Raw genomic sequence first — 13,522 nt, 5'->3', positions numbered from 1 at the left:
CAAACGTAAATAATTGACTTCCTTAAGTAACAATAATAATACCTAAATTAGTACAAAAATGTGACAACCAACAATACTCAAAACACACGTTCTAAATAACATATTAAACTTTCCATTACCATCATCAACTCTCGTAACGAACCAGTGCGAAGAAGATAGTATCCCGGAAGGAAAAGCATCCTGACAAAAATACTCCTTATGAAAAAAGGCTAAAAACAACATACAAACCAGCAGGCAATAAATAACCAAGTTATCATTTTTCAGAACACTCGAAAAACGTAAATATATTTACGAATATTTTTTCAGACCTACAACCGAAATGCACATACCGGACAATCAGACACACTCCCCTCTAACCGGATTCATTCACTACTCAGGGGGTAGCAGACTCAGGGAACACCTTCACATTCCAGCCTAAAAGATCTCCGCTATTATTTTTATTTATCACAAACAAAATATAGAAGCGCTATCTGTTATCGTATTGTTCCTCTCACAACGGCTTACCCTGACAGCGTATCTGTAACACATTCTGTCCGGTTTGATGCCGGTCTCTGAAAACAGGGCGTTCCTCCGTACGTCCACCGCTTACATATCCACTGTATATCGTTACTTCCCCCTACTCAGTTCCACGGACACTGACTACTTGCCAGTAATGAAGAACAGATCAACCTGATCCAATCAGCGAAATTAGCAACAACCACATCATAGCAGCACATTATAATCAGTTAGTTACAATATCAATTGTAAATAAAAAACCACAAAAAAAGATTATAATACCGCTGCATTTACAGTAAAAAAGAGTACAATCTGGACTAAATTTCCCAGGCTAAGGTATCACCTGTCAGCCACAAAAAGGAGAACGAGGTATGACGATATGGGATGATTTCCGGGTGTTTGAGTTGCGCAGGGAGGATCGGTTTTATGAAAAACCCGAACATACATGGGGTGACATTAGCAGGAAATATCTGTTCACCGCTTTCAGGAATAACAAGCCACCTTACGGTATGTATGATCTGCTGGATAAGTTGTACCGTATCCAGTACACCAGTGGGGAACGAGACTTCCGGCGTCCCAACATGAATAACAGAAATCAGAAAATCATCCTTAGCGAAAGGATCCCTTCTGAAAACAAAAAAGAACTAATACGAGCAATTACTGAAAAAGAATATACTCAGACTTACCTCAGCAATCATTATCTTTCAATGGTGAAACAATATCGCCAGATTGAAATGATTACATTTTCTTTTTATCTTCCCGATAATGATAACAAGATTATCCGTGCAGAGAATACATTCACCAGGTCTCTGATGGAACTCAGACAACGCTTTACCTCTTTAAAAAAACAAATAATGTCAGACCCGTTATATAAATCAGTTCGGGGTTATTCACGACTAATCCTGATGACTGTTGGGCATCAGCCATTTTATCTTGTTAACTTCTTTTTCATCAAACATCCTGACGCCTATGCCAGTGCCTATATTTCGTCAGATATTTATAATAAATGGGCAAACACAGGGGTACCGGAACGGCAGGAATATCCCATGGTTATTTGTTACAAGTTTTCAGATGGTCCGCGATTAAAAAATAAACGTAACGATCCGTTACGCTTCCATAATGCCACACAGGTAGTGGATGTTGGGCAAGAAATTAAAATTTTAGATTTAATCAATGATGAACACAGAAATACCATCTGTCATAACCGAAAAGGATACCTCACTTTTTTCCGTCTTCAGTCCCAAATATATAATAGCATTCCTGGAGTGAGAACCAGAACCAGTTCCAATAATTTCACTTACCTCAACACAGAAGAACGTAAGAAAAGGAAAAATAAAAAAGCAAAAATCCAGATACGCAAGTCCGTATAAACAGATGTAATCAATACGCCTAAATGCAGATAAGATGTAATATCTCGACCCGACGGCACAGGTATTTTATATTTTAAAAAAATATCAGATATATATCACACCAATGAATTCCTTCCCGTTTACTTCAGTCAGGCCGTCCCCACCGGATGGCCTTTTTTATTATGCCGAGGCTTATATGAAACATCCTTCGGGCTATGCCCTTATCCGTCGCCATCTGCGACGCTATCCCCGCGCCCTGCGTCAGCATCTTCTCCAGGAACTCAACCAACTCGTCACATACGAACCCGTGATTGGCATTATGGGCAAAACCGGCGTCGGAAAATCCTCGTTGTGTAATGCGCTGTTCCGTAGCGAAGTCTGTGCGGTGAATGCCGTGGAAGCCTGCACCCGGCAGCCACAACGTGTGCGCCTGCGCTTCGGCAGTCATTACCTGACACTGGTGGATTTGCCCGGTGTGGGGGAGAGTATTAGCCGCGACGATGAATACCGTGAGCTGTACCGCGAACTCATGCCGCAACTCGATATGGTGCTGTGGGTGCTGAAGGCCGATGACCGGGCGTTTTCGGTGGAAGAGCATTTTTATCAGGGGGTATTCACACAATACAGCGGACCGCTACCACCGGTGTTGTGGGTCCTCAACCAGGTGGATAAAACCGAACCGGCTGAACAGTGGAACTGGCTGTCGGCACAGCCTTCAGTATCACAGAGTGAGCATATTACGCAGAAGCGCCAGGCCGTCGCCCGTCAGATGGGAACAGCAGAGACGGATATTCTTCCGGTGTCAGTCAGGGGACGGTACCACCTTCCCCGTCTGGTGGAGGCGATGATTACCCGTCTCCCAAAGCAGGCCCGCAGCCCGCTGGTGCCTCACCTGCAGAGCGGGTACCACACCCCCGGCATTATCAGTACCGCCCGCAACAGCTTTGGCGATGCCGTGGTGGAAGTGATTGACGCGGTCATCGACCTGGCCCCGTTGCCGCAGGCTGCACGTTATGCACTTCAGACCGTCACACACACCGTGGCCCGTGCTGCCCGAACCGTCTGGTCCTTCTTCTTTGGCTGACTTCCACATCGATAAGCCTGTCTTCCGTTTCGATAAATAATCTGGCTCTGTCACGATCGATTTTGTCGATCGACCCGATCGGTTTTATTCATCATTCATGATGAATTTCCGGTTATAGAATCCCTCAGGGATACTGTATTCAGCCATTTACTGATTAAAAATCAATGCGATGAATCGCAGGAATGCCTTCATCCGGAGAAAAGTAATGAAAAGGTTTTTTATGGCGCTGACCGCCAGTCTGTTGTTCACCTCACTTCCCTCCCTGGCCGGCAGCGATATGCCCGTTAAAGTGGAGGTCAGCCATGCCGGTCATGAATGCTATGGCTGCGTCTATGTCACCGTGACAGCAAAAACCGACACCGTTATGATAAAGAAAATCGATGTTAACCGGGGAAAATGCCCGATGCTGACACACCGAAAAATAGCCTACAGGGGCCGGAACGTGGATGGCTGGTGGCCCACAGATAAACCGTTCACACCCCGCAAAATGACCTTCGCTGACAGTGTCTTCTGGAAATTTGGTCACACGCTCGACTTTGGTAAAGCCTGCAATTTTGTTGAGGCCAGGGTGTTCACCGACCAGGGCACATTCACCGTCAGCCAGTGATATGGCCAGTATCACTTATCCGCCCTCTTTCTTAACGCGTCTCACCGCCTTCAGGAGAGACCCGTATCGTCTTAACCATCACCCTCAGGGAATACCATGAAAAAGAAAATACTGCTTTCCACTCTTCTGATATCTGCCCTGACTCCGGCAGTGTCACAGGCCTTTGGTAACCGTGATATCTGGGCCAGCGGCTGGGGTCAGGGGATGTCTGAGTTTGTGATTCTGGGGAAAGGACAGTCGCAGCTTTACCTGACCTGCGAAGACACCGGCTCACGAGCGGCCACCATGACCTTCACCGACGCAAACGGTCATCAGGTCAGGATGGATAACGGCCAGTCGCTGGACATGAAAATTGACGATGAGGAGCCTGTCAGCGTCAGTGACAGCGAGTCACATGTGGGCTCAGACAACGTGGCATGGGCATGGGATAAACTGCGCACCGGTAAGCGGGTCATTGTGTCCGGGGAGGGCGTAAAGGCAGCCGTGTTTACGCTTAACGGTGCGGGGAAGGTCCTTCCCGCGTTCGGGGACAGCGGCTGTCTGCCGAAATATGCCCTGCCGTAATAAAGGCCGGTAACGCCTTTTTTCTGAATTCATTCACGCTCACGACAACAGGAACCTCAGTCCATGACGGATATCCCGGCTCAGGCAGAACAAACCCGCCAGCCCTGACCACTGCACCAGTATTTCACACCGCCGACGCCCTGCTCACCTGAGCGGGGTGTTTTCTTTTATTTCTCATCAGGGATCAGATATGCAGAATACTGATAATGCGTCGCTGCCACCCGGCCCCTTCACCCGGGCACAGGCGGAAGCCATGGTCGCACGCTACCTCAACGTCACTGTCGAAGACGACCAGGGCACCCATTTTCGGCTGGTCATACGCGACTGCAGCGAAATGCTGATATGGCGGGACTGGAATTTTGCCCCGCAGGCCGGAGAGATGCTGAACCGCTGTCTCATCAGCGACGGTATCCCTGTGTCACCGCAGCCACTGAGCCACTGAGTGGCGAAGTTCTGCTCATTTTTTTCAACAGAACACAGTCCCCCACAGGCCATGCACCTTCCGGAGCATGGCCTTTCTGCTTTTATGCCCTTTAACCTGATATCAGAGGTATTAACCATGCGCTTAGCCAGCCGTTTTGGTGCGGCCAGTCTCGTACGCCGCGACCGCCCACTGACCCGCGACGAACTGTCCCATTACGTCCCCAGCGTATTCAGTGAAGAAAAGCACGAATCACGCTCAGAACGTTATACGTATATCCCGACCATCACACTGCTTGATAATCTGCAGCGGGAAGGCTTCCAGCCGTTCTTTGCCTGCCAGACCCGCGTTCGCGACCTGAATAAACGCGACCACACAAAGCACATGCTGCGTCTGCGGCGTGAGGGGCAAATCACCGGCAAACAGGTCCCCGAAATCATTCTCCTGAACAGCCACGACGGCTCCAGCTCATACCAGATGCTGCCGGGCCTGTTTCGCTTTGTCTGCCAGAACGGACTTGTCTGTGGCGAAACCTTTGGTGAGGTTCGCGTACCGCACAAGGGCAATGTGGTGGAGAAAGTCATTGAAGGGGCTTATGAGGTGCTGGGGATATTTGACCGGGTGGAGGAGAAGCGGGATGCCATGCAGTCACTGCTACTTCCTCCGCCGGCACAACAGGCGTTTGCCAGAGCCGCCCTGACGTACCGCTTTGGGGAAGAGCACCAGCCGGTGACGGAAGCACAGATTCTGTCTGCGCGACGCTGGCAGGATGAAAGCTCCGACCTGTGGACCACCTACCAGCGTATCCAGGAAAACCTGATTAAAGGCGGCCTGCCGGGCAGAACAACGAAAGGTAAACGGGCCCACACCCGTGCGGTTAACGGCATTGACGGCGACGTGAAGCTCAACCGCGCCCTGTGGGTAATGGCGGAAAGCCTGCTCGGGAGCCTGAAGTAATGCAGTGTATTCCCGGCGGCGTGATTCAGGTTTAGCCACATCCGTTCTCCCTGATCAGTGAGCAAGGCTGCCGCTCCATCTCTGATGCCGACCTGTCCGCCTGGTGCTCTCACCTTCTTTATCGTCCCGGTGAACTCAGCATGTGCAGCGTAAGTATCCCTGAGGGGCACTGGCCCTCACGCTGTGACGAGAATGGCTACGCACAGTCCTGTCCGTCACTTCGTTTCAACAACCCACCTGAAAATACAAAGGAAATCAAATGAACAACATGCTCACCCTGGACGACAATACCGTCGACTCAGCATCCCCGGAACAACAGCACGCAGTCGCAATTGTCTGCACACCTGTACCGGATGAACAGCGCATTGCCTTCTGGCCGCAGCACTTTGGCAGCATTCCACAATGGATAATCCTTGAACCGGCTGTTTTTGCGTGGATGGAGCGTTTCTGTGAGCACTACAGCGGGGGCATCTGGAATTTTTATACGCTGGCCAACGGCGGGGCATATATGGCCCCGGACGCTGACGAAGGCGACGATGAGAAATGGACGCTGTTTAACCCCATGAACGGCAACGGCGCGGAGATGAGCGCTGAAGCCGCCGGGGTTGCGGTCTGTCTCATCGCCTACAGCCACCACGCCTGTCGCACGGAATGCGATGCCATGACCGGACACTATTACCGCCTGCGCGATTACGCGATTAACCACGCTGAATGCAACGCCATTATGCGCATCATTGACTGAGAGAGCTCTGGTATGGAACAACAGTTACCACTATTTGCCGCCTCATTAACGTCATCAGAACAACACACTATCCGGGAAGCCTTAACCCTGCTGGAGTGCCAGCTACGTGAACCCGGCACGTCATTTACCTCCAGCCATGCCGTTCGTGACTGGCTGCGTCTGCAGCTTGCCACACTTGACCGCGAAGCTTTCACCGTCCTGTGGCTTAACAACCAGAATCGACTGATAGCCCACGACACACTGTTCCTGGGGACGATCAACACTGTCACCGTTCACCCGCGTGAGGTCGTTAAATCCGGCCTGAAAAATAACGCTGCCGCAGCCATTCTTGCGCATAACCACCCGTCGGGGGAGGCTGAACCCAGTAAAGCCGACAGGCTGATTACGGAACGTCTGAAACAGGCTCTGGAACTGGTTGACATTCGCCTGCGGGACCATCTGATCATCGGCGGGATGGATATTGTCTCCTTTGCTGAACGCGGCTGGCTCTAAGGAGTAAACAGCGATGAAAATAATCAGCAAACGTCAGGCAATGGCAATATACCGTCAACACCCGCAGTCCCGGTTGTTTCGCTTCTGTACAGGGAAATACGAGTGGTCCGGCAGTATCTGCCACTATGCCGGCCGGGAGGTGCAGGATATCAGTGGTGTGCTGGCTGTATTCGCTGAACGCCGCCAGGACCGTAACGGCCCGTATGTCGTTTTGCGTAGCGTCACGCTCAATTAACCTTAATTAAGGAGCACTAAATTGTCGAATCAACTACCTCCAGTAAACCATGATGTCTCTGAGCCCTGGTGGGGGCTGAAACCGGGCATCACTCCGTGTTTTGGCGCACGACTGGTACAGGAAGGCAACCGCCTGCATTATCTGGCTGATCGGGCCAGTATCGCCGGTGTGTTCAGCGATGCGGATTTACGCCATCTCGATCAGGCATTTCCGGCACTGCTCAAACAGCTGGAATTAATGCTGGTTTCCGGTGAGCTCAATCCCCGCCATCAGCACTGTGTCACGTTATATGCAAAAGGGCTGACCTGTGAAGCAGATTCCCTCGGATCACATGGCTACATTTATACAGCAATGTATCCGACACCAGACAACAGCATAACCCGGTAATCCCACCCCATAATCCCTCATTCTTTTTAACCCGACTTCATTCAGGAACATTTCATTATGCAGACCTTATCCGCCATCCCGACGCGGAAGGCACCGTCACACCCGACGCCCGTTGAAATCTGGCAGCAACTTCTTACGTATCTGTTAAAAAGACATTACGGCCTTTCGCTTAGCGACACGCAATTTTCCGATGAGAAGATTATTACGCAATATATTGACGCCGGTATCTCACTGTCAGATGCACTCAATTTTCTCGTTGAAAAATCTGAACTGGTGCGGATTGATCGTCCCGGTTTCTCCATTAAGCATCAGTCCCCTTTTATCGGGGTGATTGATATTCTCCGGGCCAGACGGGCAACGGGTTTGATGCAACGTAACGGGTATAAAAGGATCACTCTTCTCATCGCTGGAAATGCAGCTCAGGAGCAACATTCATGAAACTATCCCTGACGGCAGAAGCCGATGCTATCAATATACTGGCCCTCAACATGGGTCGTATCATCGTGGATATCGATGGCATTGAACTGAACGACATTATTAACGCGATCTGCGACAACGGATATTCACTTCGTATTGCTGATACCCCCGGAAAGCGGGTTGTTGAAGATCCATTACTACCCGCCGCCCACCTTACCGGTATCCATTGCAGTACCGCGCATATCACCGAAGCCGACAACACCCTGCTGTACAAACAGTCGCATCAGCATGAAGACTTTAGCGAGTCAGAATGGATCCATTTTTCGGGCACCGGCTATCTGCTCCGTCTGAGCGCGTGGTCATTTCCGGTGTTGCGGCTAAAACGCCTCGGTTTGTCGAAAGCCTGTCGTCGTCTGGTGGTAGCACTTATGCGTCGTTACTCCGTCAGCATTATTCATCCTGATGCCTGTGGCGAAGTGCTGCCAGGTTTTCCCACATTTGACTGGTAACCCAACATCAATCACCACAAAAATATCTATTTCCAGAGTTAACCACTGAAATCGCTCTCGATAGTCTGACTGGCTGGCTGGCTGGCTGCAGGACAATATCGATAGCGGTACGAGGATCATCTTCGACAACGACGAAGGCAACACCGGCTCAGCAAAGTTGTTGCCCTGGATTGAACAGGCGCTCAAAGATGTTCGGGATCTCCGCCATCTGCAGCTTCTGCAACAGGCCAGAACAGATTAGCCCCCGAGCCAGACTTATCACACGCACATAAGCGCCAGTCCTGACCGACTGACGTTTTATTTTATAAAAGGAAAGAAACGATGCCAGACCTCACTCTCACCGAACCCGAAATATTAACCGACCATACCGATGTGATTTGCTCGACCAGCATTGAACGCATCGTCACCGGACGTAATGCCGCGCTGGCGCAGATCGAAGAGCTAATGCAACAACTCGACGATATTTCAACCCTGACCCGCAGTATCGGTGGCAAAACCGCGCTGGACTGGGCTATGAAGCAGGACTTTCGCTGTGGCTGCTGGCTGATGGAAAAAAGAGAAACAGCGATGAAAGCCATTACCCGTAATCTCGATCGTGGTATATGGCGCGATTTAATGAAAAAGTCAGGGATGCTTTCCATCATGGACGCTCAGGCGCGTGATCAGTGGTACAGAAACCTTGAGGGAGAGAACATTCCTGCAGTCAGCGAAGCCAACATTCTGAGCACTTTTGAGCAACTGCATCTGAATAAAGGTGATGTGTTTGAGCGGGGTGTCATTAACGTCTTCAAAGGGTTGAGCTGGGATTTTAAGACGAACAGCCCCTGTAAATTTGGAGGGAAAATCATCGTCAGTGGACTAGTCAAATGTGACCGGTGGGGATTTGGGCTTCTCTGGGGCAGGCAACACGATCGGTTAGCTGACCTTGAGCGGATGCTGATGCTTCTGGACGGAAAACCGGTTCCCGACAACCGTGCCGACGTCACCCGTCGTCTCGCCGATCATATCCATGAAAACAGGCACAGCAATCGTTACGAGGATGAGATGTTTGCAATCAAATACTTTCAGAAGGGAACTGCTCATATCACCTTTAAGCGGCAAGAACTGGTCGATAAGCTGAATGACATCATCGCCCGTCACTACCCTGGAATGCTGGCATCCGGACAGTAATCAGGGGCCTGCGCATATGTGAAATGTCAGTACCAGTGCAGTGTTAAACAAACCCCTTGCCAGGTTCGCCTGCTTATGGACAAAATGATACTGGCGTTCCTGGTGCTTTTCTTCTGGTGGTTTGTTACTGGATTCTGTAACGTACCAGGAGCGTCACCAAACAAAGGACCATCATAAAGTATCAACACATCAGCCTGAGGCGAGTATCCCCCTTATCGTCACCGATTCGGGTTTCGGATTCATACCAATCGGGAATGAGGGTACAAATGAGGGTATAAATATAATCAAATCAAAAATTTTGATTGCAAATCATAAAAATAAAACAAAACATCGATTCCGAGTCCGGCACCACTATTTAAAGAACCCGCCCTAGAGGCGGGTTTTTGCTTTTGGAGAAACGGACTCTCCATCAAGCTCCGTTCGATTATTCGTCTCCAGCGACTCACCCTTGCGGGGCCAGCGCGACAAGCGCGTTGTTCACCCCCTGCGGCGTTAGTCCGGGTCCGGACACCGCTGTTATTATAAATACATTAATAATGTTGCATTTTAACCGGCGGTTATCACAATCTCAATTTTGCTCATGTACTCGATATATAGTGATACATCTAACCACTCTCTGAATTTTTCAATGCACACATAAATGATGTAATCCAACTACACATCCAGGTTGGGGAGCGATATCACAAGAATATTTAGGTTAAGCTAAAATATAAAACTAACAGATGGAGATTTTAATACACTGAAACATCATTATCTGTAGTGTTCAACTGAAGTATAATTCTTATCTTAATAGATAACACGCGCATTTAAAAAACACCAGGCCATTTCTGTAAAATAATTCAACAAAACAATTATCAAGAAAATATAATACATCAAGTAATACTAATTAAAAATATATTGACGTAATCTATAACATAGGCGATAAACTATTAAACCATTATTTTCTTAAAGCTATTATCGAAAAAGGATTGATAAGATGATCAGGAAAATTATCGCTAAGATAGTTAAAAGAAATAGTAACTATAATTACAACACTTCTTCCGAAATCATCGAAGCTGACACCCCCATCGCTGAACAAAAAGCAGAAAACTACAATAAAATCATCTGCCATCATTTCACTTCTGGCATATCAACACTCAACCTGATCAGAACATCATTAATTTCAACTCATGAACAATTAAATACAGAAAAAGATAAAATAACAGAACTAAACGCACAAAATAATAAAGCAATGCATTCCCTTGAATCACTCGTTATTGAGATCAATGAGGCAGGCAAAGAATCAGCAGAAATTCAAAAACAAATGACTCATCTGAAGTTATCACTGACTGAAATTAATGATGCAATTAAAGACATACAAAAAATTGCCAATCATACAAATCTAATCGCAATAAATTCAGCGATTGAAGCTGCCCGAGTAGGTGAGGCGGGAAGAGGATTTAGCGTTATATCTAAAGAGGTTAGACAACTGGCTGAAAATGTTAAAATGTGCACTAACCATATATTTTTGCAAACGGAAATCCTCCAGAATAATGGTTCTACGGTTGATACATCCATCGAAGCACAGCTAGCAATAATCACGAAAATCACTCAGCATATGAATGAAGTTGTTTTTTCTATTAAAAGTGTAATTGAAAAATCAGCCGCAATGAAGGCAATTATTGACTACATATCAAATTTACTATTTTTAAGTATCATTAAAATGGATCATGTTATCTGGAAAATAGATCTATATAAAAAACTTACCGAGAATAAATTAGATGATACGTTGACATCATATAGTCAGTGCAGATTGGGGAAATGGTATTACGGTGATACTGGAAGATGTTTCGCTCATTTAACGGGATTTAAAAATCTGGAGTACCCTCACCAGATGTTACATAACTCCGGCGTTCTTGCAATCGAGTATTCGATTTCTGGCGACCATGAGCATATGTCCCTGGCGTTAAAAAGAATGGAACAGGCCAGTGATGAGGTAATGAATCAGCTCGAGATTCTTGGCAACGAGATTTTCAGAGAGGTTGTAAAATTTACGCCCGGTGATAACCCTTGACAAACTTTATTATTAGAATAGATAGTTAAAAACTACTGGAGACAGTTGATGTATACTCTATTATCTAAAAATGAAAATGCTGTGATAGTTTTACATGAAATTTATGGATTGAATAATCATATCAAGCAAGTATGTAAAGAACTGCACAATTCAGGACTTGATGTATATTGCCCCAATTTTTTGCACCGCGAAGAACCTTTCTCATACGATCAACATAGCCAGGCATACGATTATTTTATGAAGTTCTGCGGATTCGATACATCAATGATCTTCGATTTACTGATAAGAATACGAGATCATTATAAAAAAATAATAATCGTCGGATTCAGTGTTGGAGGGACATTAGCATGGCTTTGTTCGGAGAATACACAATGCGATGGTATCGTCAGTTTCTACGGAAGCCGTATACGTGATTATACTGATATAATGCCCAACAGCCCAACACTGGTTATCCAGGCGAAATATGAAGAAGCCTATGATCCTTACTTTCTCCAGCATAAACTCCGTCAGTATCCACTAGTATCGTTTCATATACTCAACAGCCGTCACGGATTTTGCGATCCTTATAATAAGGCATACAATCCGCCTGAATCAGCGAAAGCGCTGACTCTTTTGCATGATTTTATAACGAAGATCATTAACTAAGTTAATATAAACGTCTGACTCATTTGATGATCTCTGGTTGGCTTATTTCCAGTGCTATCGCCCTCGAATGGCATTTTGCTTCAGCAGCGTATAACGATTAAGAAGCTGGTTAAGCCGCATATCGAGCTGCTGATACAAAGCGGGTGACACACTCCCCTGTTTTTTTAATTCCTCATCGATTTGACGCAACAATTCTTCTGTCGGCGGCGTTTGGTCAAGCTGGCGGCGGATAGTGAAAATGGCTGATTTCAACTCCGACCCCGTCAGGTATTTACCCTTGCGTTCATCAAGCGCATTTAGCTGGGCGGTTAACGCTTCCAGCCCCTGCTGGGCATTATGCCAGTTTTGCAGAGCACTTTCCGGCAAAGCTTCCGTGATTAACTGTTTCTGTAATCTGCTCGCGATTACTGTCGTCTGCGATTCTTCCGGCCACAGAGTGACTAACTGCTGCGCTAATGATGCAGCATATTCCCGCGACCACAAAGGTGACAAGCGATGTAAAACGTCCAATTGCCCTTGCGTTGCAGCAATTATATCTTGCTTCTTCTCCTTCAAATCTGAGGACTGCTTCAACGTGGACAATTGTTCAGGCGTCGACACCTGCGGCAATGGCTTAACCAGTTCATATCCGTCAGCTCGCATAGGGTTGATACCAAGAAAAGCGCCTGTACTCACCACTGCTGTAACCATGACACCGATAGCAAACCCCAGCCACATGCGTCGGGTTCCATGATCGATTTTGGTAGCTAAAACCGCTGTGCTCGATTGCCCGGACGACGCTGGCTCATTAACCACAAAGACCAACTGTGGCAAAGACGTCGCAACGTTATTTGTTGCACCTGGAGCCGGTATCATCACTACGGTCGATCCCGAATCGGGATCGGACTTCTCCAGACGCAAAGCTGCATTGTGCATCCAGGTCACGATAGCCTCCAGTTTACTAAGCGCTTTCAATTCAAGCCGTTGCAGCACTGCGCAGGCATGTTTTAAACTTTGTTCAACCCGATACACCTTTGATAAATCAGCATATGACAGCGTTAACGTACGCAATTCTTGCTGTAAGCGAACAGACAGCCATGCCAGGATCTCAACGCGGGCATGGGTTTGCTGTGGCCATATTGCATTCCAGTGGTGCGTCAGTAAGGCCTCCAGAAGTTCCGTGCCTTCGGCAAGTCCCTCCAGTCCCGCATTACGTATTCTGGCGACGGTGTACCAGGCCAGTGTTTGCAGTTCGACGCCATTATGACGAAACAATGACAGGCTTAACTGTTCAACTTTTTGCCAGTCAACGTCCGGGCGCGCGGGGTGAGTCAGCTTGCTGATTTCATCACGTAACTGCCCAAACTCCATGAAAGCACGCGGGTCCCCCCCGGTGCTGATGCGATTCTTTTCCAT

The 13,522-nt window shown here is 47.7% G+C and carries 17 protein-coding genes; 16 read left to right on the top strand and 1 reads right to left on the bottom strand.

All coding sequences use genetic code 11. The features are described from left to right. Positions 1-866 precede the first annotated feature (866 nt). From HVZ39_RS03925 to HVZ39_RS03855, 16 genes are all read left to right on the top strand, one after another. The gene (locus tag HVZ39_RS03925; RefSeq protein ID WP_048998125.1) at positions 867-1,865 is read left to right on the top strand and encodes a hypothetical protein; all 999 of its coding nucleotides are present in this window, start codon (positions 867-869) and stop codon (positions 1,863-1,865) included. Positions 1,866-2,040: 175 nt separating this feature from the next. Beyond that, complete coding sequence (locus tag HVZ39_RS03920) at positions 2,041-2,928, top strand: GTPase (protein WP_047358715.1); 888 nt, start codon at positions 2,041-2,043, stop codon at positions 2,926-2,928. Between the two features lie 205 nt (positions 2,929-3,133). Next, positions 3,134-3,535, top strand: a complete 402-nt coding sequence (locus HVZ39_RS03915; RefSeq protein ID WP_047358714.1) for a hypothetical protein — start codon at positions 3,134-3,136, stop codon at positions 3,533-3,535. 96 nt (positions 3,536-3,631) lie between these two features. Continuing rightward, positions 3,632-4,099, top strand: coding sequence for a hypothetical protein (locus HVZ39_RS03910; RefSeq protein ID WP_047358713.1), 468 nt, complete (start codon positions 3,632-3,634; stop codon positions 4,097-4,099). A 190-nt stretch (positions 4,100-4,289) separates the two neighbouring features. Then, on the top strand, positions 4,290-4,541 hold the full coding sequence (locus HVZ39_RS03905) for a DUF905 family protein (protein ID WP_047358712.1): 252 nt from the start codon (positions 4,290-4,292) through the stop codon (positions 4,539-4,541). 117 nt (positions 4,542-4,658) lie between these two features. Beyond that, a complete protein-coding gene (locus HVZ39_RS03900; protein ID WP_047358711.1) occupies positions 4,659-5,477 on the top strand; it encodes a DUF932 domain-containing protein in 819 nt (272 codons plus the stop codon). Positions 5,478-5,745: 268 nt separating this feature from the next. Further along, a complete protein-coding gene (locus tag HVZ39_RS03895) occupies positions 5,746-6,219 on the top strand; it encodes an antirestriction protein (protein WP_047358733.1) in 474 nt (157 codons plus the stop codon). A gap of 12 nt (positions 6,220-6,231) precedes the next feature. Further along, complete coding sequence (radC, locus tag HVZ39_RS03890) at positions 6,232-6,711, top strand: DNA repair protein RadC (RefSeq protein WP_047358710.1); 480 nt, start codon at positions 6,232-6,234, stop codon at positions 6,709-6,711. 13 nt (positions 6,712-6,724) lie between these two features. Further along, the gene (locus HVZ39_RS03885; protein WP_047358709.1) at positions 6,725-6,946 is read left to right on the top strand and encodes a DUF987 domain-containing protein; all 222 of its coding nucleotides are present in this window, start codon (positions 6,725-6,727) and stop codon (positions 6,944-6,946) included. 21 nt (positions 6,947-6,967) lie between these two features. Next, the gene (locus HVZ39_RS03880; RefSeq protein ID WP_047358708.1) at positions 6,968-7,333 is read left to right on the top strand and encodes a type IV toxin-antitoxin system YeeU family antitoxin; all 366 of its coding nucleotides are present in this window, start codon (positions 6,968-6,970) and stop codon (positions 7,331-7,333) included. 57 nt (positions 7,334-7,390) lie between these two features. Next, on the top strand, positions 7,391-7,771 hold the full coding sequence (locus HVZ39_RS03875; protein WP_047358707.1) for a TA system toxin CbtA family protein: 381 nt from the start codon (positions 7,391-7,393) through the stop codon (positions 7,769-7,771). Continuing rightward, positions 7,768-8,259, top strand: a complete 492-nt coding sequence (locus HVZ39_RS03870; RefSeq protein ID WP_047358706.1) for a DUF5983 family protein — start codon at positions 7,768-7,770, stop codon at positions 8,257-8,259. The genes HVZ39_RS03875 and HVZ39_RS03870 overlap by 4 nt, the downstream gene beginning before the upstream one ends. 73 nt (positions 8,260-8,332) lie before the next feature. Further along, a complete protein-coding gene (locus HVZ39_RS26520) occupies positions 8,333-8,500 on the top strand; it encodes a DUF957 domain-containing protein (RefSeq protein ID WP_072058785.1) in 168 nt (55 codons plus the stop codon). Positions 8,501-8,580: 80 nt separating this feature from the next. Next, on the top strand, positions 8,581-9,429 hold the full coding sequence (locus HVZ39_RS03865) for a DUF4942 domain-containing protein (protein ID WP_047358705.1): 849 nt from the start codon (positions 8,581-8,583) through the stop codon (positions 9,427-9,429). 976 nt (positions 9,430-10,405) lie between these two features. Continuing rightward, positions 10,406-11,482 carry a methyl-accepting chemotaxis protein gene (locus HVZ39_RS03860; RefSeq protein ID WP_181633260.1) on the top strand — a complete coding sequence of 359 codons (1,077 nt, stop codon included), beginning with the start codon at positions 10,406-10,408 and terminating at the stop codon, positions 11,480-11,482. Between the two features lie 48 nt (positions 11,483-11,530). Further along, positions 11,531-12,127 carry a dienelactone hydrolase family protein gene (locus HVZ39_RS03855; protein WP_181633259.1) on the top strand — a complete coding sequence of 199 codons (597 nt, stop codon included), beginning with the start codon at positions 11,531-11,533 and terminating at the stop codon, positions 12,125-12,127. Positions 12,128-12,181: 54 nt separating this feature from the next. On the opposite strand, the gene HVZ39_RS03850 is transcribed toward HVZ39_RS03855, so the two are convergent. Further along, a complete protein-coding gene (locus tag HVZ39_RS03850; protein ID WP_181633258.1) occupies positions 12,182-13,522 on the bottom strand; it encodes a VasL domain-containing protein in 1,341 nt (446 codons plus the stop codon).

The organism is Citrobacter sp. RHB35-C21 (assembly GCF_013816515.1).
Classification (GTDB): domain Bacteria; phylum Pseudomonadota; class Gammaproteobacteria; order Enterobacterales; family Enterobacteriaceae; genus Citrobacter; species Citrobacter braakii.
Note: the sequence above shows the minus strand (reverse complement) of the source record. Positions and strands in the feature narration are given on the sequence as shown.